The following is an 18,826-nucleotide window of genomic DNA, read 5'->3' on the forward strand; positions in this document are numbered from 1 at the left end:
ACGGCCACAGTCGTCACGGCCTTGCTACGGGAGCAGTCCGTTCTCCCGCAGATACGTCCGGGCCACGTCCTCGGGCAGTCGGCGCCAGCTGTCCACCTGCTGGTTCATGGCCGCCAGGTCCCGTGTCGTCAGCACCCCGTTGAGCTTGCCGAGAGCCGTCGCGACGCCCTTGCCGCCCGCCCGCGAGCGGTTGACCACCGGCACGATGTAGTCCGCGTTCTGCAGGTGCTTGTCGTCCGTGAGCAGGACCAGGCCGAAGTCGTCGAGGGTCGCGTCCGTCGTGGTGGTCAGCACCAGCTGGTCCTGGCCGTTCTGCACGGCCCGTTTCGCCTGCGTCGTGCCGACGCCCTTGGGGTCCACACCGGTGATGTCGATGCCGTACGTCTTCTTCAACCCCGGTTCGCAGTACGGCCGTTGTACGCACTCGTCACCCGCCGCGAGTCGCACTTCCACGCCGGACTCCCCCAAGTCGCTGAGTGTCCTCAGACCGTGCTCGCGGGCGAAGGCCCGGGTCACGGCGAAGGCGTTCTGGTCGACGGCCCTGCCGGGGTCGAGGACGGTGAGCCCGCGGGGCGCGGCCAGCTTCCGCAGCGCGGCCATCGTGGCGTCCAGGTCGGGCGAGCCGACGGCCGGGGCGTTCGCACCGTGTGTCTTGGCGTTCAGCCAGTCCGCGAAGGTCGCCGCGTACTCGGCGACGACGTCGATCTGCCCCGACTCCAGGGCGGGTTCGTACAGTTCGCGGTTGGCGACGGTGAGCGTCGACGTCTTGTAGCCGGCCTGGTTCAGCAGCAGCCCGTACATGGTGGCCAGCAGGTCGCTCTCGGTGAAGCCGGCCGATCCGATGGTGAGGTTCCTGCTGTCGCCGGGCGGTGCGGTGACCTCGCCCTGGTTCTCCAGGGAGGGGCCGGAGGCGCAGCCGGTCGGCAGGAGCAGCAGAACCGAGAGGAACAGGGCGGCGAGGGCCCCGCGCCTTCTCCCCGTGTGCCCTCTCCTCACCGTGTGCCCTCTCCTCCTCGCGGTCCCCATCCTCCTCGCGGGCCCCGTGCTCATCGTGTGCCCCGTCGGGGCAACAGCCGCTCGGCCGCCTCGAAGACCGCTTCGACGAGCAGGGCGAAGACGGCCACGAGAACGGCCCCGGCGACGACCTGCGGCGTACTCGCCAGGTTGAACCCGGCGGTGATGATCCGGCCGAGTCCGCCACCGCCCGCCAGCGCGGCGATCGTGGCGGTGGCCACGAGCTGTACGGCCGCGATGCGGACCCCGCCCATGATCATCGGCAGCGCGAGCGGTGCCTCGACCCGCCACAGCATCTGCCGGCCGGTCATCCCCATGCCGCGGGCCGCCCGCACGACGTCACGGTCGACCTCGCGCATCCCGACGTACGCGTTGGTGAGCAGGGGCGGTACGGCGAACAGGACGAGCGCGACGACGGTGGGGCCTTCGCCCCAGTCGCCGATGGGGGTGAGCAGCAGCAGGACCAGCACCGCGAAGGTGGGGACGGCCCGGCCGACGTTCGAGATGTTGACGGCCAGCGCGCCGCCCCTGCCGAGGTGGCCGAGGACGAGGGCGACGGGCAGTGCGATCAGACAGCTGATGACGAGGCAGACGACGGTCAGGACGAGATGTTGGCCGAGCCGGTGCCAGACGCCGTCGTCACCCGCCCAGTGCGCGGAGTCCGTGAGCCAGTTCCAGGCGTCGGTGAGGGTGTTCATCCGCGCCTCGCTCTCGTCCAGGGGGTGATCAGCCACTGGATCCCGAGCAGCAGCAGGTCGGCGGCGACCGCGATGACCACGCACAGCACGGACGCGGTGAGGACCTGGGCCTTGAAGTAGGTGTTCATCCCCGAGTAGATGAGGTTGCCGAGCCCTCCGAAGCCGACGATCGCGCCGACCGTGGCGAGCGAGACCGCCGAGACGGTGGCGATCCTGAGCCCCGCCATGGCCGCGGGCAGGGCGAGCGGCAGTTCCACGGTGAGGAGCAGGCGCACCGGCCCGTATCCCATGCCGCGGGCCGCCTGCCGGGTGTCCTCGGGTACGGCCCTGAGCCCGGCCAGGATGTTCCGTACGAGCAGGGTCAGGGAGTAGAGGACGAGGCCGGCGACGACCAGGGCCGCCGAGAGCCCGTAGACCGGCAGGAGCAGCGAGAACATCGCCAGCGACGGGATCGTGTAGAGGACGGTCGTGACGGCGAGCACCGGACCCGCGGCCCAGCCCCAGCGGCGGGCCAGTACGGCCAGGGGCAGGGCGATCGCCAGGCCGATGAGGACGGAGAGCACTGTCAGCTGGAGGTGCTGGCCGACCGCGTCGAGGAGGATGTGGCGGCGGGTGCTCAGGTAGTCGCCGCAGATCCACTCGTTGCGGGCGAGGCAGTCGTCCGGGGGCGCGGTCACGGGTCCAGTCCTGTCACGTTTCCTGTCATGAGTCCTGCCACGAGGCCGGGCACGAACCAGGTCACGAACCCGGTCACGGGTCCATTCCAGCGGGGCGGGCGGCGGACGGCGCGCGGTGCTGACCCGTACGGGGGTTGCCGGGACGTGAGTGACCGGGCGGGTGGTGCCTGGTGGTGCTCGTAGGAGGGGGTGCCCGTCAGGAAGGGGTGCCCGTGGCTGGAGGTGCCCGCAGGGCGGGAGTTGAACGCCCCTCGCGCCTCTCCCGTACTTCAGGGACAGCGGGCTTCCCCGGTCCGCCGTCCCAGGAGGAATCCCGCCCATGACGACCGCACCCCGCACCGCCGCCCTCGTCGTCCTCGTCGGGACGGCCCCGCTCCTGCTCGCGGTGGGGGCCGCCGGGCCCGCCGCCGCGCACGGAGCGCCGACGTATCCGGTCAGCCGGGTGGTCGCCTGCTCCGCCGAGGGCGGGCAGCAGGCCCGGTCGGCGGCCTGCCGGGCCGCCACCGCCTCCGGTGTCGCCGTCTTCGACAACCTGCGGCTGGCGGGGGTCGGCGGCCGGGACCGGCAGGTCGTCCCCGACGGCAAGCTGTGCAGCGGGGGCCTCGCCGCCTACCGGGGCCTGGACCTGGCCCGCGCCGACTGGCCCTCGACCCGGCTCACCGCCGGGGCGAGCATGACGCTCACCTACAAGTCGACGATCCCGCACACAGGAACGTTCAAGCTGTTCCTGACGAAGGACGGCTACGACCCGACGAAGCCGCTCAAGTGGTCCGACCTGCCGAGCCGGCCGTTCGCGACGGCCACCGATCCGGCGCTGGTGAACGGCGCCTACCGGATCAAGGCCGAGCTGCCGTCCGACCGCACCGGACGCCATCTGCTGTACACGATCTGGCAGAACACGAGTACGCCGGACACGTACTACTCGTGCTCGGACGTGGTCTTCCCCGCCGCGAAGCGCGCTGACAAGTCGGCCGGTTCCGCCGGTTCCGCGACGCGCGAGCCGGTCGCGTCGCCGACGAAGTCCGCGGCGGCGGAGACCAGCGCCGCCCCCTCCCCCTCGAAGTCCCCGGCCGATGTGGCCGGCGCTCCCCCGCAGCCGTCGGAGACGGTGACCAGCGATCCCGGCGAGGCGGTCTCCTCCGCCACGTCCGACGAGGACGACCGGGCCCCGGCCCTGCCCCTCGTCGCGGGCGGCGCGGCGGGGCTCCTGATCACGGCGGGCGCCGCGTACACGCTGCGCAGGCGCCGCTGACGCACGGACCTGCCGTCCGGACGCCCGGCTTGGGTATGCCGTCGGGACGCCCGGCTTGGGTCTGCCGTCCGGACCTGCCGTCGGCCGAAGATCACGTGACTGGTAGCGTGCGTCGCTTCGGTGGTTGACGACCGGCAGTCTCAGGAGAGCGGAACGTGCGGACCTGGCGGAAGAGTCTGGAAGCGGCCGGGGTGAGCCAAGGTGCGCTGCGCGACGACTACCTGAAGGCGGCGCGGTTCATGCGGCGGCGGGAGCCGGCCGGCTACCTGGCGGTGCGCCTGATGGTGCCCGCGGACCATCAGCCCCATGTCCTCGCCGGTTACGCGTTCGCCTCCTACACCGACGACGTCTGCGACCGGGGCACGGTCGAGGAACGCACCCGGCGTTACGACGCGTGGGACGAGCAGGTGCGTACGGCGCTGGGCTCGGGAAGCGCCGAGCACCCGCTGCTGCGCGCGTTCCTGCACACGGCGGCCGCTCGTGAGCTGCCACGCCGGTGGGTCGACTCGTATCTGGACGGCGCGCGGATCGACCTCGACTTCCCCGGTTTCGCCACCGAGGCCGACTACCAGCGGTATGTGGAACAGCTCACCTGGCCGTTCCTGATGATCACCTCGGGTCTGGCCCATCAGGGTGGCGGCAGCTCCGAGTTCGCCGCCGCCTGCCGGCTGTTCGCCGACGCGGCACAGCGGACGGACATCCTGACCGACCTGCACGAGGATCTGCGCGGCGGGCGTCTGTACCTGCCCGTCAGCGATCTCGACCGGTACGACATCACGCGCGAGGATCTGGAGCGGGGCCGCGACCTGCCCGGCGTGCGCGCGCTGGTGGCGGCCACCGCCCGCACCGCGCGCGCCACGCTCCGGGAGGCGGGCGTGCTGCTCGACCACTGCTCGGACGAACACCGGCGGCTGATGCGCTTCATCCTGGACCTGCACCACCAGCGCCTGGAATCGGTGACGACCCGAGGCGCCACGGTCACCCGCCGCCCCGTGCGCGACCGCCCGGTGGCATGTCTACGCCTGCTGACCCGCCGCCCCGAGCCCGTCGGCGCTTTCTAGCGGCGCGGCCACCCACGGCGGCCCCGCGGCCACGGACGCCCGGTGCCGTACCTGCACCTGCACCTGCCGAACCGGCCGCCGCCTTTCAGGGGCGCGGGGAACTGCGCGCCCAGCCACGACGGACCCGCAGCCGCGCACGCCCGTAGCCGGACGGCGCGACCGCGAGGACCAGCGACGGTGGGGCGTGACTCGTTCTCCGGTGCCGCAATCGTGGCAGGGCAACGCCGCCTACCGCCCGCCGACGGCGGCGGGACAGCCCGGACTCACTTCAGGTGTCGGTCGAAGAACCGGCCCCCGTCCTCCAGCTCGAACCACGGGGTGCCGGTGTGCCCGCCGAGGTTGGCGTGCAGTGTCTTCTCCTTGCTGCCGAAGGCCTCGAACAGGTCCAGGGCCCGCTGCCGGGGGTTCCCTTCGTCGTCCCACTGCAGCAGGAGCAGCAGTGGGACGGTGATCTGCCGGGCCTCCTCGCGCTGGGTGTGGGGCACGTATCCCCCGGCGAAGAAGCCGGCGGCCGTGATGCGCGGTTCGGCCGCCGCCAGCCGGATACCGAGGGCGGTCCACCCCGAGTACCCGACCGGGCCGCCGATCCCGGGCAGCGAAAGGAGGGCGTCCAGGGTGGTCCGCCATTCCGGGGCCGCCTTCTCGACCAGCGGACCGACAACGGACTCGAAGATCCCGTCGACCGGCTCGCCGGCTTGCATCGCCCGGCGGAGGTCGGCGCGGGCCTGTTCGTCGGCGGCGGAACGGGGCCGGTCACCGCACCCGGCGGCGTCGATGGAGGCCACCGCGTAGCCGCGCGCCGCGGAGTACCGGGCCCGGGCCACCAGCCGGGCGTCCCTCTTGGGCAGGCCGTTGTTGTGGGCCATCAGGATCAGCGGGGCGGGTGCGGCGGATTCGGGCGTCCAGAGAGTGCCGGGGATCTCGCCGAGGGTGAATTCGCGTGCGAGGACGCCGTCGTCGAGGCGCTGCTCGGAAGTGAAACGCAGGGTCGTGTCACGCATGGTCGGGCCTTTCGGGAGTGCTGCTGAACGGCGCTCCCGGACGACCTATCGCCCGACCGTGACTCCGGAGGAGAGCACCCACGTCGACAGTGATGTCACGGGTACCACCTCCTCGTTCTCTCGCACGGCCTCCGGAAAAGTAGCAGTGACCGCATTGGTCCGCCAACGGGTTTTCGCGCGAACCCGTCGGCGGTTTCGCGCGAACCCGTCGGCATCGGCGGAGGCCGTCTCACCTGCCGACGAGTCCCAGGTGCATGGGGTTGTAGCGGTCGCCGTGCACGCCGATACGGGCCGCCGTGGCGTCGAGGTCCGCGATGTCGTCGGCGGACAGGGCGACTTGGGTCGCGCCCGCGTTCTCCTCCAGGCGTTCCACCCGGCGGGTACCGGGGATCGGGGCGATCCAGGGATGCTGGGCGAGCAGCCAGGCCAACGCGACCTGACCCGGCGTGGCCCCGCGGGCCCGGGCGAGCGCGGCGACGTGGTCGACGAGGGCCTGGTTGGCGGCGAGGTTGTCCTCGTGGAACCGCGGGATGGTGGTGCGGATGTCGCCCTCGGTGAACGCCGTCGTGGTGTCCACGGTGCCGGTGAGGAAGCCCTTGCCGAGCGGGCTGAACGGCACGAATCCGATGCCGAGTTCGGCGAGCGTGGGCAGCACCTCGGGCTCGGGGTCGCGGGTCCACAGGGAGTACTCGCTCTGGACGGCGGTCACGGGGTGGACGGCGTGCGCCCGGCGGATGGTCGCCGCGCCCGCCTCGGACAGACCGAAGTGGCGTACCTTGCCCGCCTGTACGAGTTCCGCGACCGCCCCGGCGACGTCCTCGATCGGGACGTCCGGGTCGACCCGGTGCTGGTGGAAGAGGTCGATCGTGTCCGTGCGCAGGCGGCGCAGCGAGGCGTCCGCGACACGCTTGATCTGCTCCGGGCGGCTGTCGAGCCCGACCGACGTACCGTCCTCGATACGCCAGCCGAACTTGGTCGCGAGGACGACCTGGTCGCGCACCGGAGCCAGGGCTTCACCGACGAGTTCCTCGTTGACGTAGGGGCCGTAGACCTCGGCGGTGTCGAAGAAGGTGATGCCCCGGTCGACGGCGGCACGGAGCACGCCGATCATGTCCGCGCGGTCGCCGGGGTTGGGGCCGTAGCTCTGGGACATGCCCATGCAGCCGAGGCCGATCGCCGAGACCTGCAGGCCTTGGCCGAGGGTGCGGGTGTGCATCGTGCGGCTCCTTATGCGGTGTCCATAGCGGTCGCCGGTCCGTCCCCGGCGGCAGCGGATGCGTCCTCAGCGGTTGCCGATCCGTCCTCAGCGGTCGCGGATCCCTCCTCGGCGGGAGTGGATGCCTCCTCGGTGGCCGCCCAGGCCGCGAGAAGCTTGAGCGCGTCATGGGCCGGGGTGTGGGGTGCGGCGCTGTAGGCGGTCAGGGTGAGGCCGGGCTGGGCGGGCAGCTGCATGGCGTCGAAGTCGAGGGTGAGCTCACCGACGGCGGGATGCCGGAAGGCCTTGCGGCCGGTGTGGTGCAGGCGCACGTTGTGCTTGGCCCAGGCGGTGCGGAACTCCTCGCTGCGGGTGACGAGTTCCCCGATCAGTGCGGTCAGCTCGCTGTCGCCCGGAGCGCGCCCCGCCTCGGTGCGCAGCAGGGACACGGTGGTGTTCACGGACTCCTCCCAGTCCGGGAAGAAGTCGCTCCCGGCGGGGTCGAGGAACTGGAAGCGGGCGATGTTGACCGTGTGCTCCCCCTTCGCCCCGTGGATACGCTGCTCCTTGCCCGCGTAGCGAGGGCTGTAGAGAGGGCTGTAGAGGGCGCGGCCGAGGCGGTTCACGGCGAGGATGTCGAGGCGGCCGTTGCGGATGAAGGCCGGGGAGTCGGTCATGGCGTCGAGGACGCGCAGGACGCTGTCCGGCAGAGGGCCGCGGGCGCGCCGGGTGCGGCGGGCGGGCCGTTTGGCGGCGGCACGGGCCAGGTCGTAGAGGTGGGCGCGTTCGGCGTCGTCCAGTTGGAGCGCGTTCGCGACGGAGTCCAGGACGCCCTCCGAGGCGCCGGCGAGGTGGCCGCGCTCCAGACGGACGTAGTAGTCGATGCTGACCCCGGCGAGGAGGGCGACTTCCTCGCGCCGCAGACCGGGCACCCGCCGGTTGCCGCCGTAGGCGGGCAGTCCGGCCTGCTGCGGGGTGATCTTCGCGCGGCGGGAGGCCAGGAACTCGCGGATGTCGCTCTCGGTGCTCACGCGTTCCAGGCTAGGCCGGTCGGCCCGGATGAGGGGGGTCCTGTTGGTACCTGTGACGACCGTGCCTGCCACGCCCGCCTGACCTGCTGTTTCCTCGATGCCGGTAGGGCCGCGCCGCTGCGGGGCACCTCTTGGGGTGCCTGACCAGCTGAAGAAGATCGCCGACGAGCGGGCCTCCTGACCACCGGAACCGCCCGCGCCATATCCCCCGAGAAATGCCCACCCTCTTCGGATCGAGGAAGACAGTCGTGGAACACATCGCGGAAACCCCCACCCTCAAGGCCCCGGCCGAGCGCTTCACCGGTGACGTCCACCTCAACATGATCGAGGCACCCGCCGAGCCCGCCCACCTGGCGGCCGCGCTGGTGCGGTTCACCCCCGGCGCGCGTAGCAACTGGCACTCCCACGCCAAGGGACAGGTCCTGTACGTCACCGACGGCGTGGGCCTGGTCGGCACCCGCGACGGAGGCGTAGTGCGCGTCAGCGCCGGTGAGACGGTCAAGTGCCCGGCCGGCGAGGAGCACTGGCACGGCGCCACCGACACCACCCTGATGGCCCACATCGCGATGGTCGTCGGCGACGGCGGCGGGGACGGGACCACCTGGCTGGAGCCCGTCACCGAGGGGCAGTACACCGCCGCCCTGGAAGGCACCGGCCGCTGACGGCCCGCTTCACCGTGGTCGAGGCGTGCGGCGCTCCCGACCCGGGGACGCGGTGGCGGTGGCGGTGGCGGTGGCGGTGGCGATGATGGCGTCCAGCAGGGAGCGGGAGCGCCGCAGGTCCTCGATCATGCGGTCGATGCGGGCCCGCTCCACCGTCAGCTCGCTCACCAGGCACGCGTCGGCCGTCTCCGCCGGTCCGCTGTCGCTGTCGTACACACAGGGCAGCAGTCGCACGATCTTCGAGCTGCACAGGCCGGCCGAGTAGAGCTCCTGGATCCGCCGCACCCGGGCCACCGCCGGCTCCGTGTAGTCCCGGTGTCCGCCCGGTGTCCGCTCCGCGGTCAGCAGGCCCTCCTGCTCGTAGTACCGCAGCGACCGTTCACTGACGCCCGTGCGCCGGGCCAGCTCTCCGATGCGCATGACGCAGACCACATCATTTCCGCTTGATTCCTACACTCACGTCGAGTTCCACGGTACGCACACGACGCACGAAAAGACGACCTACCCCTCCTGGCACCGGCCGACCTCGGCACCCACCGGCCGGCGCCGGGTCACCGGGGCCGTCCGGGCCGCAGGCGGTGGTCGTCCCACGCGAGATGACCGCCGACGACTCACGTACGCGATGTACACCGGCGGTGCTGTCGGCTACGTCTCGCTGATGTCGAGCGTCACCTTCGAGAGGGGACAACCGACGCACGTCAGTACGTAGCCCTCGGCCTTCTGCTCCGGAGTGAGGCAGGTGTGCTCGGGCTGCGTGACCTCTCCGCCGCGGAGCCGCGCCATGCACTCGCCGCAGCTGCCGACCGTGCAGGAGTACGGCATACGCAGTCCCGCGGCGAGACCGGCGTCGAGCAGTGTCTGGCCGGGCTCGACCACGGTGGCCCCGACGAGGCTCCCCTCCTTCTCGACTCTCATCTCCTGGGGTGCCGCGGCGGCGGGAGCGGCCACGCCACCGCTGAAGCGTTCCTGGTGCATGCGTTCGTCCGGCACGCCGAGCTGCCGCAGGACGTCCTGGACGGTGTCCATCAGCGCCTCGGGGCCGCAGACAAAGTGGTGTGCGCCGACGGACAGGGACAGGCCGGTCACCCATCGGCGGACGCCCTCGGTGTCGAGCCGGCCGTCGCGGCGGGTGAGGACGTGGGTGACCGTCAGCCGGTCCGGACAGTCCTTCTCCATACGCGTCAACTCGTCGCCGTAGATGATGTCTTCGGGATTCCGGCTGCTGTAGAGCAGATGGATCCTGCCGGTCGCCGCAGGATCGGAGAGGCGGGTTCGGATCATGCTCATCATGGGGGTGATGCCGCTGCCCGCCGCGATGAGCACCAGCTCGTCAGGGGCCTGCGCCGGGGCGTGGAAGGTGCCGGAGGGGCCGCGTACCGCGAGGCGGTCCCCGGGACGCAGACCGCGGTGGGCGTGCGACGAGAAGCGACCGCCCTCCACGTGCTTGACGGTGAGTTCCAGTTGTGTCGCGCCGGGGACCGAGGAGGCCGAGTAGGCACGCCGTACCGGGTGACCCTCCAAGTCCGTGACCAGCGTGAAGAATTGTCCGGGACGGAAGTCGAACCGCTCGGCCCGACCATCCACGTCCTCAAGGACCAGGGTTCGGGCGGTGGGTGTCTCCCGGCGTATCTCGCGGACCCGCACAGGCCGCAACGGGCTCTCGACCGCCTCGACTTGGAGGGCGTCCTGTGTGGCGTCGCCGCGTTGTGCGGCAGCGGGGGCGCGAACGCCGTCGTAACCCTCTTTGCGCAGTCCGGAGACGTAGGCGCGGTCGGCGACCTTTCGCAGGAGCCGGCTCACCCCGGGAAGGGAGGTGACGAGCTTGATCAGCCATGCCGATCTGCTCCCGGACTCGGCCGAGTTGGCGGCCAGGTGGGCGCCGCCCAGGGCCATCATGTCGGGTGCTGAGCCCTGACCGGTCCGTCCGTCGGGCGTCCACAGCCGCGCGCCGGACACCGCGTCGTTGCCGCTCACCTCGGCGTGCTCCACGTCGATGAGGAGGGCGAGATGCGGGGGTGCCCCACGCAGAGCCATCGTCCCCAGCAGGCCGGCGTCGTCGGTGATCGTGCCTCGCCCGTGGAGGTGCAGCACGCCGCTGCGGCCGGGGACGAGCGCGGCGAGCGACAGCCGGTCGTCCTGCAGGAGGTTGTACAGGGTGTCCGCGCGTTTGTTTCCCCTGCGGTCCGCGAGGACCAGGGTGCGGCCGTCCAGGATGCGGGCGACCGCCTGCCGATCCCCGCGCGGGCTGGTGTCACTGCCGTTGTCCGTGTCCCAGGTGGAGAGGGCCAGAAAGGGTGAGGCGGCCAGGAAGTCGCTCACGCCGGGGCCGGTCAGCGGGCCCTCGCCCGGTACCGGCTCGGCCGCCCGGAACGGGGCGGGCGGTTCCCACAGGCCGGACCGGATCACGGCCTGCGCGCAGTGCACGTACGCCTCGGTGACGTCCACGGCTGTCTCCCCGCCCTTGAGGTCGGACGCGGTGCCGTTGACGCGCAGCACCTCGCCCACACCGGGCAGCAGGAAGAACAGCGAGACCGGACCGTGCGCGACGGCGGGCCCGGGAACGGGGAAGGAGAACCGCTTCGGGGAGTGGACGCGCGCGAAACCGGGCGCCCCGCCGACGAAGGTGGTCCGGGCGGTGCCGTCGGCGTCCCGGTGGCCGAGGGCCGCGACCGGGCTGTGGGCCAGGACGTCGCGGCAGCCCGCGTCGAGGACGCCGATCTGCTTGCGCAGGACTATCGCGGCCGGGCGGCCGACGACCGCCTCGACCTCGGCCGCGGACGAGAGCCGGCGCACGGAGTCCGGCCGGAGTGTGTGCTGCTGCATGGGAGTCCTTTTCAGCCGGGGGTGGACCGGCCCAGTCGCCAGTAGCCGTGGAAGAAGATGTCCCGCTTGGGTACGCCGCGGTCGTCGGCCAGGTGCCGCCGGACGCCGGTGGCCAGCCGGGACTCGCCGGCCACCCACGCGTAAAGGGGGCCTTGGGGCAGTTCGGCGTCGCGGATCGCCTCAAGCGCGCGTACACCGGGCCGCAGGCTCTCGTCGTCGCGGCTGAGCCAGTGGAAGCGCACACCGGCCCGCGCGGGCACGGGCCGGACGTCGGCCGCGGTCGCCACTTCCACGAAGACCTCGGTGGGCACCGGGTCCGGGTCGCCCTCCAGGATCGCCAGAATGGCCGGCAGCGCGCTGTCGTCACCCACCAGCAGCCGCCCCCGGGCATGTGCGGGCGGCCGGTACCTGGTCCCCAGGTCGTAGATCCCGGCCTGGTCGCCCGGCCGGACCCGGCGCACCCACGCACTCATGGGCGAGTCGCCGTGCAGGGCGAACTCGATGTCGATCTCCTGCTCCGCGGGCCGCAGCCGCCGGACGGTCAGGTTGCGCACCCATGGGCGGGCCGCTCTGGGCATGAGCATCACCTGGACCATCCACGCCGCCTCGTTCGAGGCGGTCGGCATCCTCAGTTCGCTCTGCCCCTCCCTGGCGAAGAAGAGACGAACAGCTTGATCGCCGCCTCCCGGGACGAGGTCCCGCACGCCGGGGCCGCCGAGCGTGACGCCGGCGAAGCCGGGTGTGAGCAGCTCGCGCCGCCGCACTTCCAAGGTGATCGCCTTGCGTTCGCGGGGAATACTCACCTGGGGGATCACGGACGCGCCCCGATTACTTGGCATCGATTGTTTGCGCAGGTCATGGCATTATTCTGAGCAAAAGCTCAACTTTTGGCTACTCGCTTTCGACCGCCTCAAAGGATCACCGGATGCCCTCCGACGAACGCCGTCTCACCCCACGTCGTACGCCTCGGCAGGTGCGCGCCGAACTCACCCGTGAGCGCATCCTCAGCGCCGCTGCTCACGTTTTCGCCGAGTACGGCTACGCCGCCGGCACCACCAACCGCATCGCCGAACACGCCCGCGTGTCCATCGGCTCGCTGTACCAGTACTTCCCGAACAAGGACGCCATCCTCGCCAAGCTGCTGGTCCGTCACATCGACGTCGGTGGCTGGACGGGGGCCGAAGAGCTGGACCTGAGCCCCGGCAGCCTGAAGGAGACGGTGCTGGCGCTGGTCCGCGACGCGATCGACCACCATCGCGACGACCCGCAACTCCTGCGGATGATGATCGAGGAAGCGCCGGTCTCCAGCGAACTGATCGAAACGATGGAACGGCACGGCAAGGCGCGGGTGAAACAGGTACGCGACGTGCTCGCCCGGCATCCGGACGTCCGGGTGGAGGATCTCGACATGGCCGCGGAACTCGTCGTGGGTACGGTGGAGATGAACACCCACAAGCACATGGCGAGCCCGCACTCTCCACAGGTCGAGCGACTGGAGAGGGAACTGGCCGCCATGATCACTCGATATCTCGCGGGGTGAAACGGGGTGAGGGAGGGGTGAGGGAGGGGAGTGAGCGGGGTGAGGGTCGTGACGGTCAGGACACGGCGCATCGCGAACGGCTAGGGGGGTCCCGCGTTCCGAGCGTGTGCCGGAGGGGCGGCCACTGCTTCGGCTTCGGCTGCGGCTCCGGCTCCGGCTCCGGCTTCGGCGTGGTCTCCAGCGCGGGCCGGCCCCTACGACGGGTCGTACGCCGCTACAACGGGTCGTACGCCGCCGCCCTCACCGTGCCGCGCCCCGGGGCAGCCGCTGAACCGCCGGTGTGACACCCGCCGTCCTGTGGCCACGTGTTCCGCTTCCGGGTGCGGGTGGAGAGGAAGGCGATCCGGGCTCCAGGGCGTCACGGACGGCGGTAAGGATGTCCTCGCTCTCGGCGCCGAGCGCTCGGGCGGCCGAGGTGAAGTCCCGCGCCAGCGTGGCGAGTCGGCCGGCATCGTGCGCGTACGCGTCCGGCGGCAGCGGTGCGACCCTGGTGCCCGCGCCACGGCGGGTGCGGATCAGCTCGACGGCCTCCAGTTCTCGGTAGGCGCGGGCCACCGTGCCCGGCGCCAGCCCGAGGTCGGTGGCGAGTTGGCGCACGGTCGGCAACCGCTCCCCCTCGGCCAGCCGGCCGGTGCGGATCAGCGCGGCCAACTGGGCGCGGATCTGCTCGTACGGCGGCACCTGGCCGGTGGTGTCGACGCGGACTACGGGGTCACTCATCGCCGGAAGTCCCCTCGTAGGCCGCCTCGTCGTCGACCGCCCTGGGCGCCACCACGGTGGCCAGGGACCAGCCGAAGCAGAACATGCCCAGCAGGCCCAGGGGGCAGATCGCCAAGAGGGTGGCAGCGCCCAGCGGGCCGGCGCAGGCCTTGTCCGTGAGCGCGACGAAGAGCATCAGCACGACGAGCAGCACCTGGCTGGACACCAGCAGCCCCCAGGCTCCGGTGATGGCCCACGCGCGGTCGCGGCGCTGCTGTGCGTCGCCCGTGCCGTCGGCGATGCGGCGCAGGGCCCAGACGCAGACCGGGGTCGCCACCGCGAGCGCGGCGAACATCGGGCCGCTGTAGTACAGGCCCGGCCAGGGGCCGAGGGATGTTCGCATCCCTTCGCAGGTGACGTTGATGACGCTCCCCGCTCTGTCGGGCCGGTCGACGACGGAGGATGCCGTGACCGCGCCGATCACCAACAGGACCACGAGGAACGCCGCCTGCAAAAGAAGCAGGGGTGCCATCCGCGGGGGCACCTGGTCGCGGATCAGGCGCGGAGCGAGACTCGCGGTGCGTACCGCTTCCTGGGGAGGCAGGGTGAGTGCGTCGCCGAGCAGCACACCGCCCACCGCGCACAGCCCGAAAGCGGTGATGGCGAACACCAGGGGCAGCGCGATGTCACCGCTGTTCATCGTGATCAGATGCTGTGCGGCCACGATCCCGATGGCCAGACCGGACCAACGGGCGTAGTGGTCGGCATGGTCGAGGATCCGGGACTGCAGCGGGACGGTGTCAAGCATCTGGAGATCCCCCGAATTATCTTGTACCAAGCGATGGATACAAGATGGCGTCTGCCGGAGTGTTGTGTCAAACGCTCGATACAAGACGGGTGCCGGACGGTTGCGGCCGGACGGGCCCAGGTCGGGCCGGAGCAGGGCCGGGACTTGAGCGTCCGCAAGGGCCCGACGTCCCGGACCCCGTGACGCCCGGGACGTCAGACGGGGCCCTGCGACCACGCCGCCGCCGGGAAGCAGGCCGTCGAGTCCGGGTGGATGCCTTCCACCACGTACGGCCGGGTACGGCCGGTGACGACACCTCCGGCTGATCGCGGATCTGATGAGCGGCTGCGGGCTGCGCAACGGCGCCGTCCAGTACGCACGCCTCAAGCACCTCAAGGCCGGCGAGTACCGGGACGTGCCGCTGCCGACCCGCACCCGCCAAAGTTCTGGATGTCGGGTTGATCGTATAGCTGAATCGTTTGTTGCAGAGGGGTAAAGGCCTCCACCCTTTCGGGCGACGGATCCGAACAGGAAGATGGCATGCCCAGAAGCGATCAAAAAAGCCCGTCGAGCTGCGAGGGTCATCACGACGGGATGTCCACCCTCGCCGAAATCGATGTACAGCAGCAGCTGGAGAGACTGAGCAATTGCAGCGTTGCCTCTCCAAGGTGATGACGGCTTTGGTGCGTCAGCCATGTGCATAGCCATTGCCATTGTCCGCGCGCCCTTTGCATCTACTGACAGCAGCCTGTGCAGTACGGGCTGTTCGGCGTCCGCACCCGCGGGGCAAGGGGCCGGGTTTGGTTTCGGGCTGCCCGTCGGAGGCCGGAGGCGACGTTGCGTGCGCCGGTCGGGCAGAGAGCTCCGATCGTGCGGTTTCTGCGGGTGGCCGTCGCTCTGGGGGCGTTTCCGATCCGCAGCCGGGAGGCGTCCTCGGCGAAGGTTACGTACCTGACGTGGTGCAGGCCCTCGACGGTCCAGTGCCCTCGGATCAGCCGGGCGAGCCGAGCCGGGCCGGCCTGCCCGCCGGTGAGGCTGGTGAGGCTGGTAAAGCTGGTGAGGCTGGTGACCGCATATGACGTCAGCAACCGGGCGTCAGCCGACTACGCCGAAGTCCTGGCCGAAGAGGGCTCGCCAGTACGCGACGTCCGGTGGGCGCTCCATCCAGATCTCGCCGGTAGGGGTCTCCGTTGTCGCGTCGTCGAACCATCCGGCCGGTTTCCGCTGCGCTCGTCGAGATGCACCTCGAATGGGGCGAATGGTTCGCCTTACCTCGCCGCCACCTCGCCGCCACCTCGCCGGAGGGGATATGGGTGATATTAATCGTAAGCGCTGCTTTAGTTCCCCTGTGCTACCCAAAGCACCGAAATGCAACCGTCAGTTGATCCCCAACACCATGACGAGGGCCACTGTGTGACGGATGCGTGTTCCCGGCCGAATGGCACTGCTTCGGCATCCTCCCGCGCGGGTCGCGGGAGGCCATGTGCCCAGGGTTTACTGGGCAGTTGACCTCGGGGTTTCGTGGTAGCGTCCTTGCTCGCAGGGACAGTGCAACCTGAAAGGGAAATCGTGAACACGGAGAAGATCGCCGCTCGCCGCCTCTCACTGGAAGAGGTGACGAAACTCGGCGTGAAGGACAGGATCTTCGTTTCCGCCGGCACGGCAGAACTTAAGATTCCCGACTGCTATGTCCCTGCTTTTCTGACCAAGTCAGGTGAGGATTTCGAGGGCGGCTCGGTCACGGCGAGAACCGTATTCCAGGAAGAGGTTTCCTGCCTTCCTGACGACGAGAACGAAGCCGGAATCTACTTGGCCGACGAAAAGGGCTCGGTGACCATCGAGGTCCTCCAGTCCGCCGGTGTCGTGCTGGACCTGACACTTTTCGTCCCTGGTGGGGACAAGGGGGCCCTCACGGCCCTTTACGCTGCGGCCCGGCAGGCGTTCGGCGCCGACGTCGTGCAGATCTGGCGCCAGGGCCTCAAGGAGGTTCCCGACGTGAAGGTCGACATCTTCGAGGAGCAGATTCCCCGAGGACGCAAGGGAGGCGGCGACAGCCCCAAGCGTGACCGTCGCGCGATCGACACCTACCCCACCCGTGCGGACTTCATCGAGTTCTCCGAGGGGTGGAAGCCGGTCGTGGAAATTCACCGGCCGATCGTTGACGACACCCCGACGATCTGAGGCGGCGTTACCTCGCGTTCTCGGCCTGAGAAAACGCCGAGAACGCATACGCCGGACCCGGTCGACCCCTGAGCTGCCCAGGGAGCCGGCGGAAAACAGCCCACGAACGCCGAAGCGCCGTTCCACGCGATGACGTTGCGAGACAGCCCGCCTGGCCAAGATCAAAGCCGGAAGTCACGCTGCGACGGCTCTCAGGGCTTCGACGTGGTCTAGTGACGTCCACTTCGCGGTCAGGCCAGGCCGAGGAGGCGTGAGGGGTCGGCAGGCGGCACGCGCTTGGTAGCGACGGCCGGAGGCAATGTCCTTCGCGCCGTTCAGTTGGCGCGGCCCGTCGCTCGCCCCCGCGCGGACGCGCGTCAGGCGTCGAGGCGGCGCTTGGCGAGCCCAGCGACGATCTCGGGGTCGTGGTGATCGAAGAACAGTGAGGCGCCGGCGTCGAGGGCGGCGATCTGTGCCATCTGTGCGTCGGTGAGCTGGAAGTCGAAGACGTCGAGGTTCTCCGCCATGCGCTCGGCACGCACCGACTTGGGGATGGCGATGACATCGCGCTGGGTGAGCCGACGCAGCACGACCTGGGCCACCGACTTGTCGTACTCGTTGCCGAGCTCGGCAAGGAGCGGGTTGGTGAACAGGTCGCTCCTGCCTTCCGCGAAGCCGCCCCAGGACTGGATCCGCACGCCGTGCTCACGCATCAGGCCCTGGTAGTCGGCGCGCTGGAAGAACGGGTGCGTCTCGATCTGATTGACCGCCGGGGTGATCTCGTTGTTGACGATCAGGTCGATCAGCCGGTCGGGGTAGAAGTTGGCGACACCGATCGCCTTGGTCAGCCCCTCGCGGTTCAGGCTTCCATGGCACGCCACTGGCCGTGGGCGTCACCGAAGGGCTGGTGCATCAGGTACAGGTCGAGGTGGTCCAGGCCGAGCTTGGTCAGCGACGTCTCGAAGGCGCGCTTGGTGTTGTCCTCGGCGGGCGCGTCCTGCACCCAGAGTTTGGTGGTGACGAACAGGTCTTCGCGGGCGATGCCGCTGGACTTGACGGCCCCGCCGACGGCCTCTTCGTTGCCGTACGCGGCGGCGGTGTCCAGCAGGCGGTAGCCGGCGGCGAGTGCGTCGGAGACGGCGCGCTCAGTGTCCTCGGCGGGGATCTGGTAGACGCCGAAACCGAGGAGGGGCATCTCGACGCCGTTGTTCAGCGGGCGGCGCGGACGACGAGGTCGCGCAGGTGCTCCTGCTCGGCGTCGTCGAGCTGCAGGGCGCGGGCGAGCGCATCGATCACCGCCGGGCTGGGACGGGATTCCTTACCCCGTTCCATACGGGTGTAGTAGTCGATGCTGACCCCGGCGAGCGTGGCCAGCTCCTCGCGGCGCAGTCCCGGCGTGCGGCGCACGCCGGGACCGGGGGTGAGACCGACGGACTGGGGGCTCGTCCGGGTGCGGCGGGCACGCAGGAAGCGTGCCAGCTCGTCGCCGCTGCTGTGCTGCTCGGGTGCCATACCGCCAGTCTCTCTCTGCCGCCGGTGTGTCATGCGCGGCGAGAGGGGCCCTGTCACACCCCCGCTGGCCACCCCCTGGCACATCCCGGCCTGCCTGCGGCGACCGCGAGGAGGCACGGTTGGTGGTGTTGCACCGTGCCCGGCCGTCCGCCGCCCCGCACCGCGGTCCCGTTCCGATGGCGCACCCCTGACTTCCGGGGAACGGTGGACGTGATGAACGGCGACATGGCTGGTCAGCGCCCCACCACCTGGTGCGCAGCAGAAGGGATCGACGATGACGGACTGGAACGGCGCGGATCTGGAGAAGATCGCCGCGGCTGAGGAACTGGACCTGGCATCCGAACGGTCCGACGGCACCCTGCGCGACCCGGTGACGATGTGGGTGGTCCGCTCCGGCGACCAGCTGTTCGTCCGCTCGGTCAAAGGCACTGACGGCCCGTGGTACCAGGGAACGCGCTCCCGCCACCAGGGCCGCGTCGAAGCCGGGGGCGTACGGAGCGATGTCACCTTCCACGAAACCGATCCCGGCGACTACCCGGGCGTGGATGCCGCCTACCGGAAGAAGTACGGGCGCTACACGCGCATCGTCGAGCACGTCCTGACCGACCGGGCCCGCGCCTCCACTCTCCGCCTCGAACCCCGCTGACCAGCAACGCTGACCAACCCCGCAACCATCGGGGGCTCCACAGCACACCGACCCACGCAGTAACGAGA

General features: G+C 70.5%; 16 protein-coding genes and 3 pseudogenes. 6 read left to right on the forward strand and 13 right to left on the reverse strand.

The annotated features are described in order from the left end of the window. Positions 1-24: 24 nt before the first annotated feature. The 3 genes from ACH4DZ_RS04520 to ACH4DZ_RS04530 are packed head-to-tail and all read right to left on the reverse strand — an operon-like array spanning position 25 to position 2,389. On the reverse strand, positions 25-1,026 hold the full coding sequence (locus ACH4DZ_RS04520; RefSeq protein WP_398285407.1) for an ABC transporter substrate-binding protein: 1,002 nt from the start codon (positions 1,024-1,026) through the stop codon (positions 25-27). 20 nt (positions 1,027-1,046) lie between these two features. Further along, on the reverse strand, positions 1,047-1,712 hold the full coding sequence (locus tag ACH4DZ_RS04525; RefSeq protein ID WP_398285478.1) for an ABC transporter permease: 666 nt from the start codon (positions 1,710-1,712) through the stop codon (positions 1,047-1,049). Next, complete coding sequence (locus ACH4DZ_RS04530; RefSeq protein WP_398285408.1) at positions 1,709-2,389, reverse strand: ABC transporter permease; 681 nt, start codon at positions 2,387-2,389, stop codon at positions 1,709-1,711. The genes ACH4DZ_RS04525 and ACH4DZ_RS04530 overlap by 4 nt, the downstream gene beginning before the upstream one ends. A 319-nt stretch (positions 2,390-2,708) precedes the next feature. Here ACH4DZ_RS04530 and ACH4DZ_RS04535 point away from each other — a divergent pair, with 319 nt between their 5' ends. Both ACH4DZ_RS04535 and ACH4DZ_RS04540 read left to right on the forward strand, forming a co-directional pair. Further along, on the forward strand, positions 2,709-3,641 hold the full coding sequence (locus tag ACH4DZ_RS04535; RefSeq protein WP_398285409.1) for a lytic polysaccharide monooxygenase: 933 nt from the start codon (positions 2,709-2,711) through the stop codon (positions 3,639-3,641). A gap of 155 nt (positions 3,642-3,796) precedes the next feature. Continuing rightward, positions 3,797-4,702, forward strand: coding sequence for a squalene/phytoene synthase family protein (locus tag ACH4DZ_RS04540; protein ID WP_398285410.1), 906 nt, complete (start codon positions 3,797-3,799; stop codon positions 4,700-4,702). Between the two features lie 263 nt (positions 4,703-4,965). Here the strand turns inward: ACH4DZ_RS04540 and ACH4DZ_RS04545 are convergent, their stop codons facing one another. The 3 genes from ACH4DZ_RS04545 to ACH4DZ_RS04555 form a co-directional block, all read right to left on the reverse strand. Continuing rightward, entirely contained in the window at positions 4,966-5,703 is a 738-nt protein-coding gene (locus ACH4DZ_RS04545) for a dienelactone hydrolase family protein (protein ID WP_398285411.1), read from the reverse strand. A gap of 229 nt (positions 5,704-5,932) precedes the next feature. Next, positions 5,933-6,919, reverse strand: coding sequence for an aldo/keto reductase (locus tag ACH4DZ_RS04550; RefSeq protein WP_398285412.1), 987 nt, complete (start codon positions 6,917-6,919; stop codon positions 5,933-5,935). A gap of 11 nt (positions 6,920-6,930) precedes the next feature. Then, entirely contained in the window at positions 6,931-7,938 is a 1,008-nt protein-coding gene (locus ACH4DZ_RS04555; protein ID WP_398285479.1) for a helix-turn-helix transcriptional regulator, read from the reverse strand. Positions 7,939-8,177: 239 nt separating this feature from the next. Here ACH4DZ_RS04555 and ACH4DZ_RS04560 point away from each other — a divergent pair, with 239 nt between their 5' ends. Continuing rightward, positions 8,178-8,591 (forward strand): cupin domain-containing protein, encoded by a 414-nt coding sequence (locus ACH4DZ_RS04560; RefSeq protein ID WP_398285413.1) that lies wholly within the window; start codon positions 8,178-8,180, stop codon positions 8,589-8,591. 9 nt (positions 8,592-8,600) lie between these two features. On the opposite strand, the gene ACH4DZ_RS04565 is transcribed toward ACH4DZ_RS04560, so the two are convergent. From ACH4DZ_RS04565 to ACH4DZ_RS04575, 3 genes are all read right to left on the reverse strand, one after another. After that, complete coding sequence (locus ACH4DZ_RS04565) at positions 8,601-9,011, reverse strand: MerR family transcriptional regulator (RefSeq protein WP_398285414.1); 411 nt, start codon at positions 9,009-9,011, stop codon at positions 8,601-8,603. A gap of 225 nt (positions 9,012-9,236) precedes the next feature. Then, complete coding sequence (locus ACH4DZ_RS04570) at positions 9,237-11,414, reverse strand: 2Fe-2S iron-sulfur cluster-binding protein (protein WP_398285415.1); 2,178 nt, start codon at positions 11,412-11,414, stop codon at positions 9,237-9,239. A gap of 11 nt (positions 11,415-11,425) precedes the next feature. Then, the gene (locus ACH4DZ_RS04575) at positions 11,426-12,253 is read right to left on the reverse strand and encodes a siderophore-interacting protein (RefSeq protein ID WP_398285416.1); all 828 of its coding nucleotides are present in this window, start codon (positions 12,251-12,253) and stop codon (positions 11,426-11,428) included. 86 nt (positions 12,254-12,339) lie between these two features. Between ACH4DZ_RS04575 and ACH4DZ_RS04580 the strand changes: the two genes are divergently transcribed. Beyond that, on the forward strand, positions 12,340-12,954 hold the full coding sequence (locus tag ACH4DZ_RS04580; protein WP_398285417.1) for a TetR/AcrR family transcriptional regulator: 615 nt from the start codon (positions 12,340-12,342) through the stop codon (positions 12,952-12,954). A gap of 339 nt (positions 12,955-13,293) precedes the next feature. Here ACH4DZ_RS04580 and ACH4DZ_RS04585 read toward each other — a convergent pair. Both ACH4DZ_RS04585 and ACH4DZ_RS04590 read right to left on the reverse strand, forming a co-directional pair. Next, positions 13,294-13,674 (reverse strand): annotated as a pseudogene (locus tag ACH4DZ_RS04585) (GntR family transcriptional regulator); the annotation flags it as partial. Next, entirely contained in the window at positions 13,667-14,461 is a 795-nt protein-coding gene (locus ACH4DZ_RS04590; protein WP_398285418.1) for a hypothetical protein, read from the reverse strand. The gene ACH4DZ_RS04590 and the pseudogene ACH4DZ_RS04585, both read right to left, overlap by 8 nt. Positions 14,462-16,009: 1,548 nt before the next feature. On the opposite strand from ACH4DZ_RS04590, the gene ACH4DZ_RS04595 reads away from it, so the two are divergent. Beyond that, positions 16,010-16,621: a hypothetical protein gene (locus tag ACH4DZ_RS04595; RefSeq protein WP_398285419.1), complete on the forward strand. Its 612-nt coding sequence runs from the start codon at positions 16,010-16,012 to the stop codon at positions 16,619-16,621. A 356-nt stretch (positions 16,622-16,977) separates the two neighbouring features. Here ACH4DZ_RS04595 and ACH4DZ_RS04600 read toward each other — a convergent pair. Both ACH4DZ_RS04600 and ACH4DZ_RS04605 read right to left on the reverse strand, forming a co-directional pair. Beyond that, positions 16,978-17,795 (reverse strand): annotated as a pseudogene (locus tag ACH4DZ_RS04600) (aldo/keto reductase). Positions 17,796-17,812: 17 nt separating this feature from the next. After that, positions 17,813-18,112: pseudogene (locus ACH4DZ_RS04605) on the reverse strand (helix-turn-helix domain-containing protein); the annotation flags it as partial. 274 nt (positions 18,113-18,386) lie between these two features. Between ACH4DZ_RS04605 and ACH4DZ_RS04610 the strand changes: the two are divergent. Then, positions 18,387-18,758, forward strand: a complete 372-nt coding sequence (locus ACH4DZ_RS04610) for a DUF2255 family protein (RefSeq protein WP_398285420.1) — start codon at positions 18,387-18,389, stop codon at positions 18,756-18,758. Positions 18,759-18,826: the final 68 nt, after the last annotated feature.

The sequence above is a fragment of the Streptomyces sp. NPDC017991 genome (assembly GCF_044328075.1).
GTDB lineage: Bacteria > Actinomycetota > Actinomycetes > Streptomycetales > Streptomycetaceae > Streptomyces.

Coding starts and splice junctions, on each gene's coding strand:
- ACH4DZ_RS04525 (WP_398285478.1), bottom strand. CDS start 1,712: ATGAACACCCTCACCGACGCCTGGAACTGGCTCACGGACTCCGCGCAC.
- ACH4DZ_RS04535 (WP_398285409.1), top strand. CDS start 2,709: ATGACGACCGCACCCCGCACCGCCGCCCTCGTCGTCCTCGTCGGGACG.
- ACH4DZ_RS04565 (WP_398285414.1), bottom strand. CDS start 9,011: ATGCGCATCGGAGAGCTGGCCCGGCGCACGGGCGTCAGTGAACGGTCG.
- ACH4DZ_RS04570 (WP_398285415.1), bottom strand. CDS start 11,414: ATGCAGCAGCACACACTCCGGCCGGACTCCGTGCGCCGGCTCTCGTCC.
- ACH4DZ_RS04580 (WP_398285417.1), top strand. CDS start 12,340: ATGCCCTCCGACGAACGCCGTCTCACCCCACGTCGTACGCCTCGGCAG.
- ACH4DZ_RS04520 (WP_398285407.1), bottom strand. CDS start 1,026: ATGGGGACCGCGAGGAGGAGAGGGCACACGGTGAGGAGAGGGCACACG.
- ACH4DZ_RS04545 (WP_398285411.1), bottom strand. CDS start 5,703: ATGCGTGACACGACCCTGCGTTTCACTTCCGAGCAGCGCCTCGACGAC.
- ACH4DZ_RS04575 (WP_398285416.1), bottom strand. CDS start 12,253: ATGCCAAGTAATCGGGGCGCGTCCGTGATCCCCCAGGTGAGTATTCCC.
- ACH4DZ_RS04590 (WP_398285418.1), bottom strand. CDS start 14,461: ATGCTTGACACCGTCCCGCTGCAGTCCCGGATCCTCGACCATGCCGAC.
- ACH4DZ_RS04610 (WP_398285420.1), top strand. CDS start 18,387: ATGACGGACTGGAACGGCGCGGATCTGGAGAAGATCGCCGCGGCTGAG.
- ACH4DZ_RS04550 (WP_398285412.1), bottom strand. CDS start 6,919: ATGCACACCCGCACCCTCGGCCAAGGCCTGCAGGTCTCGGCGATCGGC.